Origin of the sequence: Streptomyces sp. NPDC056503 (genome assembly GCF_042794995.1) — a bacterium.
Lineage (GTDB): Bacteria > Actinomycetota > Actinomycetes > Streptomycetales > Streptomycetaceae > Streptomyces.
Window position 1 is genome coordinate 1 of record NZ_JBHTST010000148.1, and the last position, 20,485, is coordinate 20,485.

Sequence of the window (20,485 nt, forward strand, 5' to 3'; positions counted from 1 at the left end):
GGCCCGCACCGACGGCTGTCGGTGCGGGCCCACGTACGGTTCCGGGGCGTCAGTGCGCCGGGGCCGCGCCGTGCTGCGGGAGGCCGAGCACGGCCGAGTACTGCGAGAGGATCAGCTTGCCGATGGCCGGGTAGGCGCCGAGCGCCTCGGCCGCCGGGCAGCCGGCCTCCTTCGAGGCCTCGTCGAGCAGGCCGTCGGCCAGCTCCGGCCCGATCAGGTACGGAGCGAGCGCCAGCTGCACCGCGCCCGCCACGCGCAGCTGCTCGGCCACGGAGGCGATCGAGCCCTCCTGGTCGAGCGCGGCGGCCATCACCGGGACGGCGAGCCGGGCCGCGAGCAGCATGCCCGTGATGCCGGCGGCCTGCACGGCCTCCTCGCCGCCGACCGTGGCCAGGACGATGCCGTCCGCGGCCGTGGCGACGGTGAAGAGCCGGGCGCGGTCGGCGCGGGCGAGCCCGGCCTCCGACAGCCGCACGTGCAGCGCCTCGGCGAGCAGCGGGTGCGGGCCGAGCACGTCGGTCAGCTCCGCGGTGTTGCCGCTGTCCATGACGGCCTGGCGGACCTGGCGCATCACGGCGCTGTCCGGGCCGGCGAGCAGCGGGACGACGATCGCGGGGGGGCCCTGCGGGGCCTCGACCTCGCGGCCGGCCGCCACGGCGATCCGGTACCGCTCCTCGCGCAGCTCCGCGGCGGCGGTCAGCACGCCGGTGAGCGTCGGGTACTCCTCGCCGTCGCCGTCCACGAATCCGATCGCGGCCTCAAGGCCGGGCAGCTCGGACCGGGCGATGCTCACCAGCTCCTCGGCCAGCGAGCGTATGGCGGCCGAGGGCACGCCGGGGACGGCGAGCACCAGGGCGGGAGCGCCCTCGGGCGCCGCCGCCGGGTCGGGGCGGCGGTGCCGCCCGGACGGGCGGGGGCGCGGCATTCGTACAGGCAGGCCGTTGGCGGGCCCAGTGGGGGTGCTCATGGCGCCGCATGCTACTGGTTTTGCGGACGGGGGCGTTCGGTGAGGTACGGTCCCGCGCCTTCTGCCCCTGTATGTCCGGTCGGGGACGCGCCGGATCGTGGACCTGCCCTCCGTCCGGCCTCCCCGCACGCCTTCCACCAGCGGCGATGTCCTCCCGGCCGGGCGCGGAGGTCAGAGGAACCGGAGCAGCGCGGGGTCCTCCGGGAGCCCTCCGACCCCCGAGGCGAGCCCGCGGGCCAGCGTCAGGGCCCCGTCGAGCGGATCCCCCGAGGGAGCTACGGTCACGACCCCGGGCAGTCGCTCCGCGAGGGTGGTCCGCAGCGGTGCGAGGAGCGGGTCGCCGAGCCGGAACAGTCCGCCGGTGAGCGCCACCACGGCCGTCGGGTCCGGCGGGCAGGCCGCCTCGGCGGCGTCGGCGATGTGCTCGGCGGCCCGCTCCAGGATCCCGGCGGCGACCGGGTCGCCGTCCGCCGCGCGGGCCGCGACCTCCGGGGCGAAGGCGGCGAGCACCGCCGGCCGGTCCGTGCGCGGATAGAGCGCGGCGGGCAGCCCGGCCGCCGGGCCGTGCAGCTTCTCCGCGCGGGCCAGCAGGGCGGGCGAACCGCCGCGCCGCCCGTCGTACGCCCGCATCGCCGCCTCCAGGCCCGCCCGGCCGATCCAGGCGCCGCTGCCGCAGTCGCCCAGGAGGTGGCCCCAGCCGTCGGCCCGGCGCCAGCCGGTCAGGTCGGTGCCGAGGGCGATCAGACCGGTCCCGCCGGCGACGACCGCGCCGGGCCGGGTGCCGAGCGCCCCGGCGTAGGCGGTGACGGCGTCGGCGGCGAGCACGGTCCCGCGTACGCCCCAGGCCTCGGCGAAGGCCCCCGGGAGGACCGCCCGCAGCTCCTCGCCGAGCGTCGCCATCCCGGCGGCGCCCACGGCGGCGGCGAGTACCGGGCGCCGCTCCCCGGCCCGGGCGCGCAGCGCGGCGACGGCGGGCAGTACGGATTCCAGGAAGTGGGCGGCGGAGATCCCGCCGGGTCCGGTCCGTACGGGGCCGGGTGCGGCCATCCGGCCGAGCACCGTCCCGTCGGCGGCGAGGGCGAGGGCGACGCGGAGCCCCGATCCGCCCGAGTCGACGCCGACGACCACCGGGTCCGCCGGCCGGCCGGCGCCTTCGCTCTCGGGTTCCACCTGCAACCGTCCTCACCGGGTGGGGGCCTGGGGGCCGCAGTCTAGGGCGGAGGGCGTTGTCGGTGTAGGCCGCTAGAGTGACGGACCGTGACTGCGAGACCGTTGAACGAACTGGTGGAGCCCGGCTGGGCCAAGGCCCTGGAGCCCGTCGCGGGTCGGGTGGCCGAGATGGGCGACTTCCTGCGGGGGGAGATCGCCGCGGGCCGTACCTATCTGCCGTCGGGGCCGAACGTGCTGCGCGCCTTCCAGCAGCCCTTCGACGACGTGCGGGTCCTGATCGTCGGTCAGGACCCCTACCCCACGCCCGGGATGGCGATCGGGCTGAGCTTCGCGGTGGCCCCCGAGGTGCGGCAGCTGCCGGCGAGCCTGCTCAACATCTTCTGGGAGATGCACACCGACCTGGGGCACCCCCGTCCCTCCAACGGCGACCTCACTCCGTGGACCCGGCAGGGCGTCCTGCTGCTCAACAGGACCCTGACCACCTCCCCGCGCAACGCGGGCGCCCACCGCAACAAGGGCTGGGAGGAGGTCACCGAGCAGGCCATCCGCGCCCTCGCCGCGCGCGGCACGCCGCTGGTCTCCATCCTCTGGGGCCGCGACGCGCGCAACGCCCGTCCGCTGCTCGGCACGCTGCCCGCCGTCGAGTCGGCGCATCCCTCCCCGCGCTCGGCCGACCGGGGCTTCTTCGGCTCGCGTCCCTTCAGTCGGGCCAACGAGATGCTGGTCGCCCAGGGCGCCGAGCCGGTGGACTGGCTGCTGCCCTGAGCGACGCGCCGACCGTCGTGCGGCGGCGGGGAGTTCAGACGACCGCCGCCCGGACGCACAGGACGTCCGGCAGGTGGCCGGCGAGCAGCTGCCAGCTGTCGCCGTCGTCGGCGCTCGCGTAGAGCTCGCCGTTGCGGTTGCCGAAGTAGACGCCCGCCGGGTCGGCGTCGTCGGTGCACAGGGCGTCGCGGAGGACCGTGCCGTAGTGGTCGCCCTCCGGGAGGCCCTTGTGCAGGGGCTCCCAGGTCGTGCCGGCGTCCGTGGTGCGGAAGACCCGGCAACGGCGCTCCGCCGGGACCCGGTCGGAGTCGGCGGTGATCGGGAAGACGTAGGCGGTGCCGGGGCGGTGCGGGTGCGCGGCGGCGGCGAAGCCGAAGTCGGAGGGGAGCGGGCCGCCGATGTCCGTCCAGCTGCCGCCGGCGTCGTCGCTGCGGTAGACGCCCCAGTGGTTCTGGAGGTAGAGGCGGTCCGGGTCGCCCGCGTCCTGCGCGATCTTGTGGACGCACTGGCCGAACTCCGGGTGGGGATCGGGCAGGAAGGGCGCGGCGACGCCGTGGTTGGCCGGGGCCCAGGAGGCTCCGCCGTCCCGGCTGCGGAAGACGCCGGCGGTGGAGACGGCCACGGTGACGGCGTCCGGGTCGCGGTCGTCGGTGACGACCGTGTGCACGGCCTCGCCCCCGCCGCCCGGGACCCACCGGGAGCGGCTCGGGTGCTCCCAGAGCGGCCGGACCAGGGCGAAGGAGGCGCCGCCGTCCTCGGAGCGGAAGAGCGCGGCCGGCTCGGTGCCCGCGTAGACGACGCCGGGGGAGTGGGCGGGGGCGGGGTGGAGCTGCCAGACGCGCTCCAGCGAGGCGCCGGTGTCCTGGGGGAACGTGACGGCGGGCGCGGGCGGTTCGGTCCAGGTCCGGCCGAGGTCGTCGGAGTGGAAGACGGACGGGCCCCAGTGGGCGCTGTCGCCGCCGACCAGCAGCCGGGGGGTGTCGGACCGGGTGTCGATGGCCACCGAGTAGACGGCCTGGGCCGGGAAGTGGGGATCGTCGAACTCCCAGCGCCCGTCGTGCCTGCGGCCGATGAAGAGTCCCTTGCGGGTGCCTACGGTGAGAAGTACGTCGGGCATGGGGCCCACCTCCAGGACGCCGTTGTCGCGGATACGGGCCAGTCTGCACCGGGCCACTGACAACGGCGCCCGAGGACACCCCGTGACCGGTCGGTCGCGGGGTGTCCTCGGCGGTGCCGGGCCGGAGCGGCGCCGGTCAGATCGTCCAGGCGTACTGCGGCGGCGTGAGGGTGGAGGCGCCCAGTTCGCGCGCGGCCCGGCGCGGCCAGGACGCGTCGCGGAGCAGCTCGCGGCCGAGGAGGACCGCGTCCGCCTCGCCGTTGGCGAGGATCTTCTCGGCCTGCGCGGGCTCGGTGATGAGGCCGACGGCGGCGACCGGCAGTCCGGTCTCGGCCTTGACGCGGGCGGCGAAGGGGACCTGGTAGCCGGGGCCGACGGGGATCCGGGCGGGGCCGCCGTTGCCGCCGCTGGAGACGTCGAGCAGGTCGACGCCGTGCTCGCGCAGCAGCGCGGCGAAGCGCACGGTCTCGTCCGGGGTCCAGCCCGCCTCCTCCAGCCAGTCGGTGGCGGAGACGCGGAAGAAGACCGGCAGTTCCTCGGGCCAGACGGCGCGGACGGCGTCCACGACCTCCAGGGCGAGCCGGGTCCGGTTCTCGAAGGAGCCGCCGTAGGCGTCGGTGCGGTGGTTGCTGTGCGGGGAGAGGAACTCGCCGATGAGGTAGCCGTGGGCGCCGTGCACCTCGACGACCTCGAAGCCGGCGGCCAGGGCGCGGCGGGCGGCGGCCGCGAAGTGGCCGACGACCTCGCGGATGCCGTCCTCGGTCAGTTCGGTGGGCACCGGGTAGCCCTCGTCGAAGGGGACCGGGCTCGGGGCGAGCGGCTGCCAGGCCTCCTCGGCCGGGGCGGGGCCGCGGCCGAGCCAGGGGCGCTGGGTGGCGGCCTTGCGGCCGGCGTGGGCCAGCTGGATGCCGGGCACGGTGCCCTGCGCCTTGACGAAGGAGGTGATCCGGCGCAGCGCCTCGGTCTGGGTGTCGTTCCACAGGCCCAGGTCGGCGGGGCTGATCCGGCCCTCGGGGGCGACGGCGGTGGCCTCGACCAGGATCAGGCCGGCGCCTCCGGTGGCCCGGGAGCCGTAGTGGGCGAGGTGCCAGTCGGTGGCGACCCCGGCGTTCGGCCCGAAGACCTCCGCCGAGTACTGGCACATCGGCGCCATCCAGACGCGGTTGGGGACGGTCAGCGAGCGGAGGGTGTAGGGCTCGAAGAGGGCGGCGCTCATCGCGGACTCCGTTTCGGGGCGGCCGGGGTGCCGGACGTGGGGAGGCCCGGCGGGATGCTCGTACGATACCCATCGTAGTACGGCGACTGTCAAACTACGAGGATCCTCGTACAATGGAGTCCCGCCGGTCCGACCCTCCGGAGAAAGTGGAGCCGCCGCCATGACGACCCCCGCCAGCACCCGCCTCCTGGAGCACCCCACGCGCGAGGAGATCCGCCTGGAGTCGGTGCTGCACGCGCTCTCGGACGCCGTGCGACTGCGGATCGTGAGCGAACTGGCCGCCGCGGAGACGCAGTTGAGCTGCTCCTACTTCGTCCTCCCGGTCACCAAGTCGACCACCACCCACCACTTCCGGGTGCTCCGCGAGGCCGGCGTCATCCGGCAGGACTACCGCGGCACCGCCAAGCTCAACGGGCTGCGCCGGGCCGACCTCGACGCCCTCTTCCCGGGCCTCCTCGACACCGTCCTGGCGGCGGCCGAGGCGCAGGCCGCCCGCCAGGAGCCGGTCGGGGCGCCCGGGGGCGCCGGTCTCACAGCGACCGCAGCCGGTTGATCTCGGCGGTCTGCTGCGCGATGACGTCGTTCGCCATCTCCTCCACCTGCACGTTGTTGCCCTGACCGAGCACCTCGGCCGCCATCGTCACGGCGCCCTCGTGGTGGGTCACCATCAGCTTCAGGAAGAGCTCGTCGAAGGCCGTGCCCTTCGCCGCCCGCAACTCCGTCAGCTGGGCCTCGGTCGCCATGCCCGGCATCGAGTGATGGTCGTGGGCGCCCTGCCCGCGCGGCCCGCCGTTGGTCTTCAGCCACCCCTCCATGGCCCCGATCTCCGGCTGCTGCGCCGCCGCGATCCGCTCGGCCACCTTCCGGACCGCGGGCGAGCCGGCGCGGGTGGGGGCCAGCGCCGTCATGGTCAGGGCCTGGCGGTGGTGGACGACCATCATCTGCACGTACCGGAAGTCCGCGCCGTTCGGCCGCTCGTCGGGGAGCAGGCTCGCCGCCTCCTCCGGCGAGACCCGCCGGGCCGGCTTGCCGGGCTTGCCCGGCACCACCACCGTGCCCGTCCCCGAGACCGTGGGCTTCGGCGCCGCGGCGCCGGAGTCCGACTCGCAGGCGCCCAGGGCGAGTACCGCGAGCGCGGTGAGGGTGGCGGCGACGGCGGAACGCCGATGACGGACCAGCAACGGTGCCTCCAGCGGGATTTGTGGGTACGGGGGCCGATCCTGACAGTTCTTGCGGGGGAGTCGCCCGGGATCCTTCATTACATCTGTGTTGCCATCTGTTGGGATGTGCACGCCAAGGAACATACTGCCGGGGTCCAGCACCGTTCAGCATTGAACGGAAAACAGGAGGACGGAGTGACTTCGTTGCATACCCCGCACAGTCCGCGGTCCCGGATCAGACGCCTCGGCGCGGCCACCGCCGCCGCCGGCCTGCTGGCCGCCCTGCTCGCCACCGGAACCGCCGCCGCCACCCCCGACCCCGGCGACGCCCCGGTCCAGGCGCCGGTCCCGGCGGCGCAGGCGGCCGACGCGCGGTCCGCCATCCGGAGCGGCGAGATACCCGGCGTCGACGAGATCGTCCGAAGCGACAACATCCAACACCTGGCGAACGTCCCCAAGGACGCCCTCAAGAGCCTCAACACCGACCTGGCCTTCCAGGGCAGGTACGCCTTCGCCGGGAACTACGACGGCTTCCGGATCTTCGACATCAGCGACCCGAAGGCCCCCAGGACCGTCGCCCAGGTCCTCTGCCCCGGCTCCCAGAACGACGTCTCGGTCTCCGGGGACCTCCTCTTCCTCTCCACCGACTCCTCCCGGAGCGACGACTCGTGCGCCAGCACGACGCAGCCGGCCTCGGTCAAGGAGTCCTGGGAGGGCATGAAGATCTTCGACATCAGCGACATCGCCAACCCGAGGTACGTCGCCTCCGTCGAGACCGCCTGCGGCTCCCACACCCACACGATCCTGCCGCAGCGCAAGGACGTGTACGTCTACGTCTCCTCCTACTCGCCCAACGCCGCCTTCCCCGACTGCCGGCCGCCGCACGACGGCATCTCGGTCGTCAAGGTGCCCCGCAAGGCCCCCGAGCAGGCCCGCGTCGTCGGCTTCCCCGTCCTCTTCCCCGGCGAGGGCCCCGACGGCGGCGGCAACCCCGGCGGACCCACCAACCCGGGCGTCTCCAAGACCACCGGCTGCCACGACATCACCGTGCTGCCCGGCAAGGACCTCGCCGCCGGCGCCTGCATGGGCGACGGCATCCTCTTCGACGTCGCCGACCCCGAGCACCCCCGGGTGATCGACCGGGTCCAGGACAACGTGAACTTCGCCTTCTGGCACTCCGCGACCTTCAACCAGAAGGCGAACAAGGTCGTCTTCACCGACGAGCTCGGCGGCGGTGGCGGCGCCACCTGCAACGCCGTCGTCGGACCCGACCGCGGCGCCAACGGCGTCTACGACGTCGTCGGCAAGGGCGACAAGCGCAAGCTGGTCTTCCGCAGCTACTACAAGATCCCGCGCCACCAGGCCGACACCGAGAACTGCGTCGCGCACAACGGCTCGCTGATCCCGGTCAAGGGCAAGGACCTCATGGTCCAGGCCTGGTACCAGGGCGGCGTCTCCGTCTGGGACTTCACCGACTCCGCGCACCCGAAGGAGATCGGCTACTTCGACCGCGGCCCGGTCTCCGACACCGCGCTCACCACGGGCGGCTCCTGGTCCGCGTACTACTACAACGGCCACGTCTACTCGAACGAGATCGCCCGGGGCCTCGACGTCCTGAAGATCGTCGACCGGCGTACCGACCCCGCGAAGCGGATCCGGATGGACGAGCTCAACGTCCAGACCCAGCCGGACTACTTCGAGGACTTCGACGACGACCGGAACTGACCCCGGAAGCGTCAGAGCACGCCGTCGGGCGGCCCACCGTCCGGCGGCATGCCGCTCTCCCACGCCAGCCCGTACCGGTGGAACAGCTCCGCGCGCAGCCGCGCCATCGGCATCGGCGCCCCCGGCAGCAGCACCGCCACCACCGCGCCCATCAGCAGCGCCCGCAGCAGCGGATAGTCCCGGTCCACGTCGGCGGAGCCGTACCGCTCCACCGTGTCCCGCAGCAGGAGGGCGAGCTGCTGCTGCTCCTCGCAGCGCACGAACCCCTCGGCCTGGAGGATGCCCGCCATGTGCGTCCGCATCAGCGTCGGCCGGTCCACCGCGAGCCCCAGGACGGCGTCGATCGCCCGGGCGAGCCGCTCCGCGCCGTCCTCGCTCCGCGGTTCGCGTTCCAGCGCCTCGGCGAGCGTGAGGTGCATCAGCCGGTGCACCGCCGACTGGAGCAACTGGCGCTTGCCGGGGAAGTAGTACGAGACCAGACCGCGTGCGACCCCGGCCTCCCGGGCGATGTCCCCGAGGGTGGTCGCCTCGTATCCGTGCCGCCCGACGAGCTCCACGGTGGCCGCCAGGATCCGCTCCCGCGAGCGTCGGCGAAGCTCTTCGTTGACCGATGGGCTACGCGGCGTCATGCTGGGCTCCTGCGTTGACTGGCTCGCAGCCAATATACTCAGCGCGGCTCGTCGCCCCGCCCTCGTGGCGTGACGGCGGGGAGGCCGCCTTTCCTGGGCGACACGGGGGATCGTCCAGGACGGGCGGCCTCGTCATGTCCCTTCCCCTTCGTGGTCGCGCGGCGGCGCCGGAAGCGGCCGGGCGCCGTCGCCCCGGCGGTACGCCACGACGGCGACGGCCACACAGCACCAGCCCATCAGCCAGCCGGCCAGCACGTCCGAGGGCCAGTGCACCCCGAGGTAGATCCGGGTCCAGCCGACCCCGAGCACCGACACCACCGCGAGACCGGCCGCGGTGCCCCAGCCGCGCCACGGCTCCCGCCCGACCACCGCGAACACCCAGAGCAGCAGTCCGCAGACCACGGCGGCCGTCATGGCGTGGCCCGAGGGGAAGGCGGCGAACGACGCGGAGTCCACCGGGTCCCGCCAGACCGGCCGCTCCCGGCCGACCAGCGCCTTCACCGCCTGCTGCACCCCGAGCGCCGCCAGTACGGTCCCGGCCACCCACAGCGCCAGGCGGCGGTGCCCGTACCGGGGGAGGACCAGCGCGACGGCGAAGGCCAGCGCCCGCAGCGTCCACGGGTCCCACACCCAGTCGCTCAGCACCCGGTTGAGACGGGTGAGGCCGGGGTGCGCGAGGGCGCTGCGGTGCAGGGCCTCGTCGACCGAGCGGTCGAAGGAGAGCAGCGGTGGCCAGCCGACCACCACGAGTACGAGCAACAGCAGGGCGAGGATCCCGGAGACCACGGCGGAATAACGCATTCCCCGATCCTGCCGGACCGGCCGCCCCGCACCGCCCCGCGCAACACCGGTCCGCGCGCGGGCCGGTGCGCCCCTGACCGCCACCGCCGACGCCTCAGCCCAGCGCGGCCAGGCCCGGGAAGAAGGCGACGAGCACCGGGACGACCGGGACGAGCGCCGCGGTGGCCGTCAGGCGCAGCCGGTGGCCGGCGGGCAGCCGGGGCGCGGCGGCGAGCAGCCGGTCGACGCGCTGCGGGAGGCCGGCCTCGATGCCGGTGCCGGGCGGGGCGGCGAACACCCCCCGCTCCTCGTTCAGTTCCACCAGGGCGAGCGCGACCGTGAGCCGGCCGAAGCGGCGCGAGGCCACGTCGTCCGCGGCCAGTTCGACCAGCCGGTGCATCTCCTCGCGGAAGGCGGTGAAGACCGGGACGCCGGGGAAGCCGGAGGCGAGCGCGCCGGAGCAGTGGAGCAGCCAGTCGTGCCGGGCCCGGGCGTGGCCCTGCTCGTGGGCGAGGAGGGCGTCGAGCTGGCGGCCCTTCAGCCGGCGCAGCGCGGCGGTGGTGACGACGAGCCGCGGGGTGGTGCCGGGCAGCCACCAGGCGTCGGGGCGCTCGCCCTCCAGGACGACGAGCCGCCCGCCCTCCGTCTCCTCCTCCCCGGGCAGCCGGGGGGCGCGGACCAGCAGGTCGTCGCGGCGCTTGCGGCGGCGGGCGCGGGCCAGCCCGATCTCCCGTCCGAGCATGGCGCCGGTCCAGAGCCCGCCGGCCGCGAGGACCACGGCGAGCACCGCGGACCAGGGGCCGCCGTCGGTGGAGAGTTCGTACGCGTCGAGCACCGCGCGCGGCGCGGGCGCGAAGACCTGTCCGCGCACGGCCTGCCAGGCGGCGGCCGCGCTGAAGGTCATGGAGAGCGCGAAACTGACCAGGACCGCGGCCACCACGCACTGCCAGACCCACAGCGCCACGACCGGTTCTCGCTCCACCCAGTCGGCCCGGGCGAGCAGCCGGGGTGCGGTGAGCGCGGTCAGGACGCCGAGCAGGAGCAACGCGAGGGAGACCCACATGGCGTCAGCCTATGAGGGGGGTGCTCCCCGGGGGTATGGCCTCACCGGGCAAGTGACGTACGCCACGGTTTCGGCGGCCGCGAACCCGAACGCCCGTGAGGGGCAAGGGACTCAGAGCGTGCACAGCATCGCCAGGGTGGCCAGCCCCATCGACAGCCGGCACGCGAGGGTCAGCTCCGGCCGGGTCGCCCACGCGGGCCCTCCGCCGACCGGTCCCGCCACGCGCGCGTGCGGGGCGACCGGGACGAGCCGGGCGCCGGAGCGGAGCACGTACACCGTGTAGTAGAGGAGCAGTCCGCCGGTGAGCAGGGGTACGCCCCCGGCCACGGTCGCCGCCGTGGCCGCGCCCGCGCCGTGCGCCGTGTGCACCCCCTGTGCGCCGGTCGCCGCCGAGGGGGCCATCGTGAGCGCCATGTAGACCATGGCGAGCGAGCCGACCGCGTGGTGCAGCCGGTGCCCGTCGCGGCGCGCCGCGAGGAGGTCCGCCACCGTCGCCGCGCCGAAGAGCGCCGCGTACGCCGCCCAGCTCCAGGAGGGCGGGGTGAGCACGACGGGCGGCAGCGCCATCGCCGCCATGCCGAAGCCCATCACCGCCTCCGCGCGCGCGGCGCGGCGCTCCTCGCCGACGCAGGCCCGCATCCGCAGCAGGCAGTACGCTCCGACGGCCGCGCAGAGCGCGACGAGCAGCCACCCCGACAGGGCCGGTCCGTGCACGGCACACCTCCCCCTCGACTCGTGCCCCCGGGGAGGGACTGCCCGCCGCCGGGCGCGCGCACGCGGGCGCACGGGCGCGCACAGGCGTACGAAAGGGGAGTGCGGTGGCGCGCGTTAGGCTCGGGACGGCCGCGTACGCCGGTCACAGCGCCCGAGGGGAGCCCCCGCACGATGGACACCGCCACGCCCGTTCCCGACATCACCGAGAGCCAGGAGCCCGGCACCGTCACCTTCCGGCGGGCGGTGCTCGACGACGTCCCCGTCGTGGTGCCGCTGGTCCAGTCGGCCTACCGGGGCGACGCGAGCCGGGGCGGCTGGACGACGGAGGCGGACCTCCTCGACGGGCAGCGGACCGACCCGGAGGGCGTGGCCGCCGTGATCACCGCTCCCGGCAGCGTCCTGCTGCTCGTGGAGCGGGACGGGGCGACGGTCGCCTGCTGCCAGCTGGAGCACCGCGGCGCGGCCGCGTACTTCGGCATGTTCGCGGTCCGTCCCGAGCTCCAGGGCGCCGGCCTCGGCAAGCGGATCATCGCGGAGGCCGAGCGGCGGGTGCGCGAGCTGTGGGACGCCCGCGAGATGCACATGACGGTGATCACCGCCCGTGAGGAGCTGATCGCCTGGTACGAGCGGCGCGGCTACCGGCGCACCGGTGAGACGAGCCCCTTCCCGTACGGCGACGAGCGCTTCGGCGTGCCCCGGCGCGACGACCTCCGCTTCGAGCTCCTGGTGAAGTCCCTGGTCTGATCCTTTCGGCGGAAGCACGCGTTCACCCCCCGGCCGACAGGAAAAAATGCGGTCGGGTGGGTGTCCAACGGGAGAATTTCTCTTGCTCCCCTTGCGGGGATGAGCCATGCGTGGTTACGGTTCCTTTACGCGAGGTTCTCCTGTGGAGGAAGAGGAATGACGGAAATTCTTGTGCAGGACGTGACCGGTGAGGGGATAGCCACCGCACGCGTCATCGACCACCCTGCCTGGCCGGAGCTCAAGAACGCCGTGGAGGAGATCCGTGTCTGGCAGCGTGCCGACGGATCCGTGGACTTCGAGGCCGAGGGCGCTCCCGCGCGCTCCCTCGTCGAGCTGACCGTCGACCGGCTGGTGGCCTCCGTCGAGCAGCTCTCCCCGCTCGTGCCGCACGACGCCGAGTACCACCGCGCCCTCGTCGCCGACCTGCGCAAGTGGTCCGAGGGCGGCTTCGGCGTCCCGGACTTCCTGGACTCGCTGCTGACCTTCCACCCGGCCGCCGGCCGCGCGGACGGGCTCCAGCACCTCGTGCTCTTCCCGATGTACACGCAGAACGGCAACCCGGACCGCAACTTCGAGGCCGTCGTGCTCCGCATGGTCTGGCCCGAGTGGCTCTCCGAGCTGGAGCGCACCCGGTACGACAACCCCGCCTTCTGCGGCATCACCTTCGAGGACTTCACCGCCGGGTACGACACCAACTCGGCCGTCCTCTTCCCGGAGACCGTCGCCGTCCGCGAGGTGCCCGAGCGCTTCACCTGGGGCGGCATCTTCTGCGACCGCGAGGCCGCCCGCTTCCGCAAGGTCACCGAGGCCGCCGTCGACACCCTCGGCGTGACGCTCCCCGAGGACATCGCCACCATGCTCGGCGACCAGACCCGCTGCGAGCAGGCCTTCGCCCTCTGGGACCTGGTCCACGACCGCGCCCACAGCCGCGGCGACCTGCCCTTCGACCCCTTCATGATCAAGCAGCGCCAGCCGTTCTGGATGTACGGCCTGGAGGAGCTCCGCTGCGACCTCACCGCCTTCAAGGAGGCCGTGAAGCTGGAGGGCGAGGGCAACGCGCACGGGCGTGACGTGCAGTACGCCGTCCTCTTCGACCGGATGTTCCGCTTCCCGCTCACCGGCGACCGCAACCGCAACTACGACGGTCTGGGCGGCCAGCTCCTCTTCGCGTACCTCCACAAGAACGACGTGGTGCGCTGGACGGACAACGTCCTCACCATCGACTGGGAGCGCGCCCCCGAGGTCACCAACCGCCTCTGCTCCGACATCGAGACCCTCTACCGCGACGGCATCGACCGCCCGAAGCTGGTCCACTGGTTCAAGGCGTACGAGTTCGTCTCCGGCTACCTCGCCCCGCACCCGGGCTCCAAGTGGGCCAAGGGTCCCGACGCCCTCGACCTCACCCTCCCGCCGCGCAAGCTCGTCGACGACGTGCTTCCCGACGAGTTTCCCCTCAGCATGTTCTTCGAGGCCCTCGCCAAGAAGCTGAAGGGCGTGATCGCCGACACCAAGGGCATCACGGCCGCGGACGTCACGGGCACCGAGCGGGTCGCCGCGTGAGCGCTGCCCGCCAGGACACGGAGGAGGCGGCACCCATGAACGCCGAATCGAACGGCGGACCCCTCGACGGGGCCGTCATCGCGGTGGCCGGCGCGGCCGGCCCCGCCGGCCGGGCGGCCCTGATCCGCCTCGCCGGCGCCGGTGCGACCGTGGTCGCCGCCGACGCCGACCCGGCCCGCCTCGCCGAGGCGGTCGAGGCAGCCCGCGGGACCCACGGCGCCAAGGTCGTCGGCGAGACCGTGGACCTCCTCGACCTGGCCGCCACGCGCGCGTGGGCGGACAAGACGGAGAAGGAGTTCGGGCGCGTCGACGGCGTCGTCCACCTCGTGGGCGGCTGGCGCGGCAGCTCCTCCTTCACCGAGACCGACCTCAAGGACTGGGACTTCCTGGAGAAGCTCCTGATCCGCACGGTCCAGCACACCTCGCTCGCCTTCCACGACGCCCTGCTCCGCAGCGGCGGCCGCGGCCGCTACGCGCTGATCAGCCAGGTCGGCGCCCACAAGCCGCAGGCCAACAACGCCGCGTACAACGCCGGCAAGGCCGCCGCCGAGGCCTGGACCCTGGCCATGGCGGACTCCTTCCGCAAGCTGGGGGGCGAGGAAGGCCCCCAGGCCGCGGCTGCCATCCTGGTGATCAAGGCATTGGTGCACGACGCCATGCGCGCCGAACGCCCCAACGCGAAGTTCGCGGGCTTCACCGACGTGAAGGACCTGGCCGACGAGATCGCCGGCCTGTGGGACCGGCCCGCCCAGGAAGTGAATGGACAGCGCCTGTGGCTGACCCCCGCACCGTGACCGCCGCCCTCGGACACCGGACCGACGCCCGTCGTCACCACGACCCGTCGGTCCGGGGCTTCGCGAGCGACAACTACGCCGGCGTCCACCCCGAGATCCTCGCCGCGATCGCCCTCGCCAACGACGGCCACCAGGTCGCCTACGGCGAGGACGAGTACACCGACCACCTCCAGCGGATCGTGCACAGCCACTTCGGCCCGCTCGCGGAGGCCTTCCCGGTCTTCAACGGCACCGGGTCGAACGTGACCGCCCTCCAGGCGCTCACCGACCGCTGGGGCGCCGTGATCTGCGCCGAGTCCGCCCACATCAACGTGGACGAGGGCGGCGCGCCGGAGCGCATGGGCGGCCTCAAGCTGCTCACCGTGCCCACCCCGGACGGCAAGCTCACCCCCGAGCTGATCGACCGGCAGGCCTGGGGCTGGGAGGACGAGCACCGGGCGATGCCCCAGGTCGTCTCGATCACCCAGAACACCGAGCTGGGCACCGTCTACACCGTGGACGAGATCCGCGCCATCGTCGAGCACGCCCACTCCAAGGGCATGAAGGTGCACCTCGACGGCGCCCGGATAGCCAACGCGGCCGCCTCCCTCGACGTGCCGATGCGCGCCTTCACCAACGCGGTGGGCGTCGACGTCGTCTCGTACGGCGGCACCAAGAACGGCATGCTCTTCGGCGAGGCCGTGATCGTCCTCAACCCGGACGCGGTCAGCCACATGAAGCACCTGCGCAAGCTGTCCATGCAGCTCGCGTCGAAGATGCGCTTCCTGTCGGTGCAGCTGGAGGCGCTGCTCGCCAAGGACCTGTGGCTGCGCAACGCCCGGCACGCCAACGCGATGGCCCGCCGCCTGGCGGACGGCGTGCGCGCCCTGGACGGGGTGGAGATCCTCTACCCGGTGCAGGCCAACGCGGTCTTCGCGCGCCTCCCGCAGGAGGTCAGCCGCCGGCTCCAGCGGCGCTTCCGTTTCTACTTCTGGGACGAGCAGGCCGGCGACGTGCGCTGGATGTGCTCCTTCGACACCACGGAGGACGACGTCGACGCCTTCCTCCAGGCCCTGAAGGAAGAGCTGGCCCGCTAGCCATACGTGAATAGATATGCGGTCGAGTGGAAAAGGATTGACTCCACTCGGCCGCATTCCTATGCTCGGGCCGTATGGAGCTGACGCAGCAGAACCCGGACATCGGCGCCTACCTGGCCGTCGGCGAGGCCGTCGACCACGATCACCCGCTGGTCCGCGCCACGGCGGAGCGGCTGTCCGCCACGCACTCGGACGCATACGCATACGCCAAGGCGGCCTACGAGTTCGTCCGCGACGCCATCCCGCACTCCCAGGACTCCGGCGACCCGCGCGTCACCTGGCGCGCCTCCGACGTCCTCGGGCTCGGCACCGGCATCTGCTACGCGAAGTCGACCGCGTACGCCGCGCTGCTGCGGGCCCGCGCCATCCCCGCCGCCCTCTGCTACCAGCGGCTCGCCGAGGAGGACGGTTCCCACCCGGTGATCCACGGACTGGTCGCCGTGCTGCTGCCGGGGGAGGAGCGGTGGGCCCGGCAGGACGTGCGCGGAAACGCCCCGCCCGGTGTGGACGCCCAGTTCTCGGTCGGTGAGGAGCGGCTGGCCTGGGCCGTACGCCCGGAGGCCGGTGAAGTGGACTACCCCGTGCTCTACGCCGAACCCCATCCGGTGGTGCTCCGCGCGCTCCGGGTCGCGGCCGACCGGCCCCATCTGTGGCGGATCCTCCCCACGGCCCTGTGACCCCGGCGGCGGGGAGCGGCGACCAGGCCCCGGCGCTCACCGCCGGCGGCCCCGGGCGGGCCGGCCTTGGGCGGGCGGTCCCGGGCGGTCCCGGGCGGTCCCGGGCAGGCGGTCCCGGGCAGGCGGTCCCGGGCAGGCGGGGCCGGGACTACTTCCCGGCGGCCTTCAGCTGCTCCGGGGTCGGCGCCGTGCCGCCCAGGTGCGCGGGGATCCACCAGGTGTCCGCGGCGTCCTTCGGGCGCACCGGGTAGGCGCGCTGCGCGGCCTCCAGGAGCTCCTGGACCCGCTCGCGCAGCCGGCGCGTGATGGCGCCCGCGTACTGGTCGGCGGGGGCCTCCAGCGGCTCGCCGACCCGGATCGTCACCGGGATGTGCGCCCGCTTGAAGTTCCGCGGACGGCCCTTCGTCCAGATCCGCTGCGTCCCCCACAGGGCCATGGGGATCAGCGGAACCCCGGCCTCCTGGGCGAGCCGGGCCGCGCCCGACTTGAAGCTCTTCAGCGTGAACGACTCCGAGATGGTCGCCTCGGGGAAGACGCCGACGATCTCGCCGGCCCGCAGCGCCTCCAGGGCGTGCTTGTACGCGTGTTCGCCCTGGGAGCGGTCCACGGGGATGTGCTTCATCGCCCGCATCAGCGGCCCGGAGACCTTGTGACGGAAGACCGACTCCTTCGCCATGAAGCGCACCAGGCGCTTCTGCGGCAGCGCGGCCAGGCCGTCGAAGATGAAGTCCAGGTAGCTGATGTGATTGCTGACCAGGACGGCGCCGCCGGTCCGCGGGATGTGCTCCGAACCCTGTGTGTCGATCTTGAGGTCGAGCGCCTTGAACATGGTGAGCGCGGCGCCGACCACCGGTCGGTACACGAGTTCTGCCATGGGAGAGGTACCCCTTCGTCCATGCCTGTTGGGAGGGCTCTCCCGGCGAAGTTACGCGGCCGTAGGTTTTCGGCTTTGGGCAGATCGTGCCCCATGTGGGCCGCCGTGACCAGTCCAGGCGGCTTCGTACAGGGAGATTCTCGTCACTCGCGGTGGTCGTGGCGGGAATCCGACGGTGCCGTGCGACGCTGCACGGGGAGAAGGACGCGGAAACGGCGGGGAAGGATGACGGTGGACACGACGCGGAGGCTCGGGCCGGAGCGCCTCGGCGGCGCGGAACTGGGGGAGCGCGCGACCCTCGTCCAGTTCTCCAGCGCCTTCTGTCAGCCCTGCCGGGCGACCCGCCGGGTGCTCGACGAGGTGGCGGCCATGGTGCCGGGCGTGGCGCACGTGGAGATCGACGCCGAGGAGCACCTCGCTCTCGTGCGCGACCTCGGGGTGACCCGTACGCCCACCGTCCTCGTCCTCGACGCGGCCGGCCGGATCGTCCGCCGGGCCGCGGGGCAGCCCCGCAGGGCGGACGTGATCGCCGCCCTCGGTCACGCACTGTGAGCCGGGCGGTGTCGCGAGGCGGGGGCCGGGCGGCGCTCGGCGCGCCCGGCGGTCGGGGTGCCCGGTGTGGGCCGGGCGGGGCCCGGGCTTCTGACGCGGTGACACATCTCCCACATCGCGGTACGCACTTGACCTGGGCCGTCACCCGTCGTCACCCTGACGGAGTGACCGGTGACCTCCTTCTCTACGGCCGGGCCCACGTGGACCTGGGCCGCCACGCGAGCGCGCGCTGTCCGGGCCTCTGACGCCCCCGGACCCCGCTCCACGCCGCCCCGTACGAAGGACAACTCCATGACGGTTTCGCCCGAGCTCCGTACCGTTCAGACGATCGGCGCCACCCACTCCGCCTCGCCCGACCTGCTGCGCTCCGTCTTCCGCCGCCACGCCGCCGGCGTCGCCGTGATCACCGCCCACGGGGAGCGCCCCGTCGGCTTCACCGCCACCTCGCTCAACTCCGTCGCCGCCGACCCGCCGCTGATCTCCTTCGGCGTGGGCACCGGCTCCTCCAGCTGGCCCGTGCTCGCCGAGGCCGAGCACATCGGCGTGCACGTGCTCGGCGAGCACCAGGAGGACCTCGCGGCCACCTTCGCGCGCAGCGGCGCGGACCGCTTCGCCGAGCCGACCCGCTGGAGCCGGGGGCCCGAGGGCGTGCCCGTCCTCGACGGGGTGCTGGCCTGGCTGGTCTGCCGGGTGGTGGCCCGGGTGCCCGCCGGCGACCACCGGATCGTGATAGCCCAGGCCGTCGCGGGGGACCCCGACGGCGCGGGTCGCCCGCTGCTCTACCACCACGGGCGCTTCAACGCCCTGCGCGACTGAGAGTTCCCGTGGCGGCCGCCTTCCGCGCGTTGGGCAGATCACATTGCTGAGCGCTTGCTTAATGGTCACGAACTGGGTGTACTGACGAGTAATATCTGGTTCGGGGCGTCCGGCGCCCCGACCGGAAACCCGCCCTTCAGGCGCCTATGCTGCGAGCAACAAGGCAGCCCAGTTATGACGATGCAGTAGGAGAGCCGGCGTGAGCTTGAGGATCGTTGTCTGTGTGAAGTACGTGCCGGACGCCACTGGCGACCGGAAGTTCGCCGACGACCTGACGGTCGACCGCGAGGACGTCGACGGTCTCCTGTCGGAGCTCGACGAGTACGCGGTCGAGCAGGCGCTGCAGATCGCCGAGGAGGCGGACGACGCCGAGGTGACCGTCCTCACCGTCGGCCCCGAGGACGCGCGCGACGCGCTGCGCAAGGCGCTGTCGATGGGCGCCGACAAGGCCGTCCACGTCGACGACGAGGGCGTGCACGGCTCCGACGTCATGGCCACCTCGCTGGTGCTCGCCAAGGCGATCGAGAAGACCGGCTACGACCTGGTCATCGCCGGCATGGCCTCCACCGACGGCACCATGGGCGTCCTCCCGGCGATCCTGGCCGAGCGCCTGGGCGTCCCGCAGGTCACCCTGCTCTCCGAGGTCAAGGTCGAGGGCGGCACCGTCACCGGCCGCCGTGACGGCGACACCGCCTCCGAGCAGCTGGAGGCCTCCCTCCCGGCCGTCGTCTCCGTGACGGACCAGTCGGGCGAGGCGCGCTACCCGTCCTTCAAGGGCATCATGGCCGCCAAGAAGAAGCCGGTCGAGGAGCTGGAGCTCGACGACCTGGACATCGACGAGGACGAGGTCGGCCTGGCCGGCTCCTGGACCGCCGTCGACTCCGCCGACGAGCGTCCGGCGCGCACCGCGGGCACCATCGTCAAGGACGAGGGCGAGGGCGGCAAGCAGCTCGCCGAGTACCTCGCGAGCCAGAAGTTCATCTAAGGCTCCCGCGAGCCGCTCAGACCGCCCCCTTTTCGTTCGCAGGAGATGGAAGTCCCATGGCTGAGATCCTCGTCTACGTCGACCACGTCGACGGAGCCGTCCGCAAGCCCACGCTGGAGCTGCTGACCCTCGCCCGCCGCATCGGCGAGCCGGTCGCGGTCGCCCTCGGCAACGGCGCCGCCGACACCGCCACCGCGCTCGCCGAGCACGGCGCGGTGAAGGTCCTCACGGCCGACGCCCCCGAGTTCGCCGAGTACCTCGTCGTCCCCAAGGTCGACGCCCTCCAGGCCGCGTACGACGCCGTCTCCCCGGCCGCCGTGCTCGTCCCGTCCTCCGCCGAGAACAAGGAGATCGCGGCCCGCCTCGCGGTCCGCATCGGCTCCGGCATCATCACCGACGCCGTGGACCTGGAGGCCGGTGACGAGGGCCCGGTCGCGACGCAGTCCGCGTTCGCCGCCTCCTTCACCACCAAGTCCCGCGTCTCCAAGGGCACCCCGGTCATCACGGTCAAGCCGAACTCGGCCCCCGTCGAGGCCGCCCCGGCCGCCGGCGCCGTCGAGGCCCTGGCCGTCTCCTTCTCGGAGAAGGCCCGCGGCACCAAGGTGACCGCCCGCACCGCGCGCGAGTCGACCGGCCGCCCGGAGCTGACCGAGGCCGCGATCGTGGTCTCCGGTGGCCGTGGTGTCAACGGTGCCGAGAACTTCTCGGTCATCGAGGCCCTCGCCGACTCGCTCGGCGCGGCCGTCGGCGCCTCCCGCGCCGCCGTCGACGCCGGCTGGTACCCGCACTCCAACCAGGTCGGCCAGACCGGCAAGTCGGTCTCCCCGCAGCTGTACATCGCGGCGGGCATCTCCGGCGCGATCCAGCACCGCGCCGGCATGCAGACCTCGAAGACCATCGTCGCCATCAACAAGGACGCCGAGGCGCCGATCTTCGACCTCGTCGACTACGGCGTGGTGGGCGACCTCTTCGACGTCGTCCCGGTCCTGACCCAGGAGGTCCAGACCCGCAAGGGCTGACGACCCGCTCCTCCGCAGGTCCAGGGGGCCGCACGGCGATTTCCGCCCGGCGGGCCCCCCGCGGGGGGGGGGACCACTGGAC

General features: G+C 73.5%; 22 protein-coding genes. 12 read left to right on the forward strand and 10 right to left on the reverse strand.

Going from position 1 to position 20,485, the window contains the following annotated elements:
- Window positions 1–49: 49 nt before the first annotated feature.
- Both ACFQ8C_RS31310 and ACFQ8C_RS31315 read right to left on the reverse strand, forming a co-directional pair.
- Window positions 50–967 (reverse strand): sirohydrochlorin chelatase, encoded by a 918-nt coding sequence (locus tag ACFQ8C_RS31310; RefSeq protein ID WP_383464067.1) that lies wholly within the window; start codon window positions 965–967, stop codon window positions 50–52.
- A 171-nt stretch (window positions 968–1,138) separates the two neighbouring features.
- Entirely contained in the window at window positions 1,139–2,137 is a 999-nt protein-coding gene (locus tag ACFQ8C_RS31315; protein ID WP_383464069.1) for an N-acetylglucosamine kinase, read from the reverse strand.
- 87 nt (window positions 2,138–2,224) lie between these two features.
- Between ACFQ8C_RS31315 and ACFQ8C_RS31320 the strand changes: the two genes are divergently transcribed.
- The gene (locus ACFQ8C_RS31320; protein WP_383464071.1) at window positions 2,225–2,902 is read left to right on the forward strand and encodes a uracil-DNA glycosylase; all 678 of its coding nucleotides are present in this window, start codon (window positions 2,225–2,227) and stop codon (window positions 2,900–2,902) included.
- A gap of 34 nt (window positions 2,903–2,936) precedes the next feature.
- Here the strand turns inward: ACFQ8C_RS31320 and ACFQ8C_RS31325 are convergent, their stop codons facing one another.
- Both ACFQ8C_RS31325 and ACFQ8C_RS31330 read right to left on the reverse strand, forming a co-directional pair.
- Window positions 2,937–4,019 carry a WD40/YVTN/BNR-like repeat-containing protein gene (locus ACFQ8C_RS31325; RefSeq protein WP_383464074.1) on the reverse strand — a complete coding sequence of 361 codons (1,083 nt, stop codon included), beginning with the start codon at window positions 4,017–4,019 and terminating at the stop codon, window positions 2,937–2,939.
- Between the two features lie 136 nt (window positions 4,020–4,155).
- On the reverse strand, window positions 4,156–5,235 hold the full coding sequence (locus ACFQ8C_RS31330) for an NADH:flavin oxidoreductase/NADH oxidase (RefSeq protein WP_383464077.1): 1,080 nt from the start codon (window positions 5,233–5,235) through the stop codon (window positions 4,156–4,158).
- Between the two features lie 160 nt (window positions 5,236–5,395).
- Here ACFQ8C_RS31330 and ACFQ8C_RS31335 point away from each other — a divergent pair, with 160 nt between their 5' ends.
- The gene (locus ACFQ8C_RS31335) at window positions 5,396–5,788 is read left to right on the forward strand and encodes an ArsR/SmtB family transcription factor (protein ID WP_383464080.1); all 393 of its coding nucleotides are present in this window, start codon (window positions 5,396–5,398) and stop codon (window positions 5,786–5,788) included.
- Here ACFQ8C_RS31335 and ACFQ8C_RS31340 read toward each other — a convergent pair.
- Window positions 5,766–6,416 (reverse strand): DUF305 domain-containing protein, encoded by a 651-nt coding sequence (locus tag ACFQ8C_RS31340; protein WP_383464082.1) that lies wholly within the window; start codon window positions 6,414–6,416, stop codon window positions 5,766–5,768. The two genes, ACFQ8C_RS31335 and ACFQ8C_RS31340, sit on opposite strands and share 23 nt — an antisense overlap.
- A 174-nt stretch (window positions 6,417–6,590) precedes the next feature.
- On the opposite strand from ACFQ8C_RS31340, the gene ACFQ8C_RS31345 reads away from it, so the two are divergent.
- Window positions 6,591–8,120: an LVIVD repeat-containing protein gene (locus ACFQ8C_RS31345; RefSeq protein WP_383464085.1), complete on the forward strand. Its 1,530-nt coding sequence runs from the start codon at window positions 6,591–6,593 to the stop codon at window positions 8,118–8,120.
- Window positions 8,121–8,131: 11 nt separating this feature from the next.
- On the opposite strand, the gene ACFQ8C_RS31350 is transcribed toward ACFQ8C_RS31345, so the two are convergent.
- From ACFQ8C_RS31350 to ACFQ8C_RS31365, 4 genes are all read right to left on the reverse strand, one after another.
- Entirely contained in the window at window positions 8,132–8,749 is a 618-nt protein-coding gene (locus tag ACFQ8C_RS31350; protein ID WP_383464086.1) for a TetR/AcrR family transcriptional regulator, read from the reverse strand.
- Between the two features lie 132 nt (window positions 8,750–8,881).
- Complete coding sequence (locus ACFQ8C_RS31355) at window positions 8,882–9,550, reverse strand: phosphatase PAP2 family protein (protein WP_383464089.1); 669 nt, start codon at window positions 9,548–9,550, stop codon at window positions 8,882–8,884.
- A 94-nt stretch (window positions 9,551–9,644) separates the two neighbouring features.
- Window positions 9,645–10,592 (reverse strand): M56 family metallopeptidase, encoded by a 948-nt coding sequence (locus tag ACFQ8C_RS31360; protein ID WP_383464091.1) that lies wholly within the window; start codon window positions 10,590–10,592, stop codon window positions 9,645–9,647.
- Window positions 10,593–10,703: 111 nt separating this feature from the next.
- Window positions 10,704–11,306, reverse strand: a complete 603-nt coding sequence (locus ACFQ8C_RS31365; protein WP_383464094.1) for a DUF5134 domain-containing protein — start codon at window positions 11,304–11,306, stop codon at window positions 10,704–10,706.
- 171 nt (window positions 11,307–11,477) lie between these two features.
- On the opposite strand from ACFQ8C_RS31365, the gene ACFQ8C_RS31370 reads away from it, so the two are divergent.
- From ACFQ8C_RS31370 to ACFQ8C_RS31390, 5 genes are all read left to right on the forward strand, one after another.
- Window positions 11,478–12,050: a GNAT family N-acetyltransferase gene (locus ACFQ8C_RS31370; RefSeq protein WP_383464097.1), complete on the forward strand. Its 573-nt coding sequence runs from the start codon at window positions 11,478–11,480 to the stop codon at window positions 12,048–12,050.
- 156 nt (window positions 12,051–12,206) lie between these two features.
- Window positions 12,207–13,610: a DUF6421 family protein gene (locus ACFQ8C_RS31375; protein ID WP_383464100.1), complete on the forward strand. Its 1,404-nt coding sequence runs from the start codon at window positions 12,207–12,209 to the stop codon at window positions 13,608–13,610.
- A 35-nt stretch (window positions 13,611–13,645) separates the two neighbouring features.
- A complete protein-coding gene (locus tag ACFQ8C_RS31380) occupies window positions 13,646–14,404 on the forward strand; it encodes an SDR family NAD(P)-dependent oxidoreductase (protein WP_383464103.1) in 759 nt (252 codons plus the stop codon).
- On the forward strand, window positions 14,383–15,480 hold the full coding sequence (locus ACFQ8C_RS31385) for a threonine aldolase family protein (RefSeq protein WP_383464106.1): 1,098 nt from the start codon (window positions 14,383–14,385) through the stop codon (window positions 15,478–15,480). Before ACFQ8C_RS31380 ends, ACFQ8C_RS31385 begins: the two co-directional genes overlap by 22 nt.
- A 74-nt stretch (window positions 15,481–15,554) precedes the next feature.
- Window positions 15,555–16,157 carry a transglutaminase domain-containing protein gene (locus ACFQ8C_RS31390; protein ID WP_383464108.1) on the forward strand — a complete coding sequence of 201 codons (603 nt, stop codon included), beginning with the start codon at window positions 15,555–15,557 and terminating at the stop codon, window positions 16,155–16,157.
- Window positions 16,158–16,305: 148 nt separating this feature from the next.
- On the opposite strand, the gene ACFQ8C_RS31395 is transcribed toward ACFQ8C_RS31390, so the two are convergent.
- Window positions 16,306–17,031 (reverse strand): lysophospholipid acyltransferase family protein, encoded by a 726-nt coding sequence (locus ACFQ8C_RS31395; protein ID WP_383464111.1) that lies wholly within the window; start codon window positions 17,029–17,031, stop codon window positions 16,306–16,308.
- Between the two features lie 225 nt (window positions 17,032–17,256).
- Between ACFQ8C_RS31395 and ACFQ8C_RS31400 the strand changes: the two genes are divergently transcribed.
- The 4 genes from ACFQ8C_RS31400 (at window position 17,257) to ACFQ8C_RS31415 (ending at window position 20,403) form a co-directional block, all read left to right on the forward strand.
- Complete coding sequence (locus ACFQ8C_RS31400) at window positions 17,257–17,583, forward strand: TlpA family protein disulfide reductase (protein ID WP_383464114.1); 327 nt, start codon at window positions 17,257–17,259, stop codon at window positions 17,581–17,583.
- A gap of 291 nt (window positions 17,584–17,874) precedes the next feature.
- Window positions 17,875–18,399, forward strand: coding sequence for a flavin reductase family protein (locus ACFQ8C_RS31405; protein ID WP_383464116.1), 525 nt, complete (start codon window positions 17,875–17,877; stop codon window positions 18,397–18,399).
- Between the two features lie 199 nt (window positions 18,400–18,598).
- Entirely contained in the window at window positions 18,599–19,384 is a 786-nt protein-coding gene (locus ACFQ8C_RS31410; protein ID WP_383464119.1) for an electron transfer flavoprotein subunit beta/FixA family protein, read from the forward strand.
- Between the two features lie 56 nt (window positions 19,385–19,440).
- Window positions 19,441–20,403, forward strand: a complete 963-nt coding sequence (locus ACFQ8C_RS31415) for an electron transfer flavoprotein subunit alpha/FixB family protein (RefSeq protein ID WP_383464122.1) — start codon at window positions 19,441–19,443, stop codon at window positions 20,401–20,403.
- Window positions 20,404–20,485: the final 82 nt, after the last annotated feature.

What these genes read in the sequence shown, in the direction of transcription:
- ACFQ8C_RS31310 (WP_383464067.1), bottom strand. Translation starts at nt 967, where the DNA reads ATGAGCACCCCCACTGGGCCCGCCAACGGCCTGCCTGTACGAATGCCG.
- ACFQ8C_RS31325 (WP_383464074.1), bottom strand. Translation starts at nt 4,019, where the DNA reads ATGCCCGACGTACTTCTCACCGTAGGCACCCGCAAGGGACTCTTCATC.
- ACFQ8C_RS31330 (WP_383464077.1), bottom strand. Translation starts at nt 5,235, where the DNA reads ATGAGCGCCGCCCTCTTCGAGCCCTACACCCTCCGCTCGCTGACCGTC.
- ACFQ8C_RS31335 (WP_383464080.1), top strand. Translation starts at nt 5,396, where the DNA reads ATGACGACCCCCGCCAGCACCCGCCTCCTGGAGCACCCCACGCGCGAG.
- ACFQ8C_RS31350 (WP_383464086.1), bottom strand. Translation starts at nt 8,749, where the DNA reads ATGACGCCGCGTAGCCCATCGGTCAACGAAGAGCTTCGCCGACGCTCG.
- ACFQ8C_RS31355 (WP_383464089.1), bottom strand. Translation starts at nt 9,550, where the DNA reads ATGCGTTATTCCGCCGTGGTCTCCGGGATCCTCGCCCTGCTGTTGCTC.
- ACFQ8C_RS31360 (WP_383464091.1), bottom strand. Translation starts at nt 10,592, where the DNA reads ATGTGGGTCTCCCTCGCGTTGCTCCTGCTCGGCGTCCTGACCGCGCTC.
- ACFQ8C_RS31370 (WP_383464097.1), top strand. Translation starts at nt 11,478, where the DNA reads ATGGACACCGCCACGCCCGTTCCCGACATCACCGAGAGCCAGGAGCCC.
- ACFQ8C_RS31375 (WP_383464100.1), top strand. Translation starts at nt 12,207, where the DNA reads ATGACGGAAATTCTTGTGCAGGACGTGACCGGTGAGGGGATAGCCACC.
- ACFQ8C_RS31380 (WP_383464103.1), top strand. Translation starts at nt 13,646, where the DNA reads ATGAACGCCGAATCGAACGGCGGACCCCTCGACGGGGCCGTCATCGCG.
- ACFQ8C_RS31390 (WP_383464108.1), top strand. Translation starts at nt 15,555, where the DNA reads ATGGAGCTGACGCAGCAGAACCCGGACATCGGCGCCTACCTGGCCGTC.
- ACFQ8C_RS31395 (WP_383464111.1), bottom strand. Translation starts at nt 17,031, where the DNA reads ATGGCAGAACTCGTGTACCGACCGGTGGTCGGCGCCGCGCTCACCATG.
- ACFQ8C_RS31400 (WP_383464114.1), top strand. Translation starts at nt 17,257, where the DNA reads ATGACGGTGGACACGACGCGGAGGCTCGGGCCGGAGCGCCTCGGCGGC.
- ACFQ8C_RS31405 (WP_383464116.1), top strand. Translation starts at nt 17,875, where the DNA reads ATGACGGTTTCGCCCGAGCTCCGTACCGTTCAGACGATCGGCGCCACC.
- ACFQ8C_RS31415 (WP_383464122.1), top strand. Translation starts at nt 19,441, where the DNA reads ATGGCTGAGATCCTCGTCTACGTCGACCACGTCGACGGAGCCGTCCGC.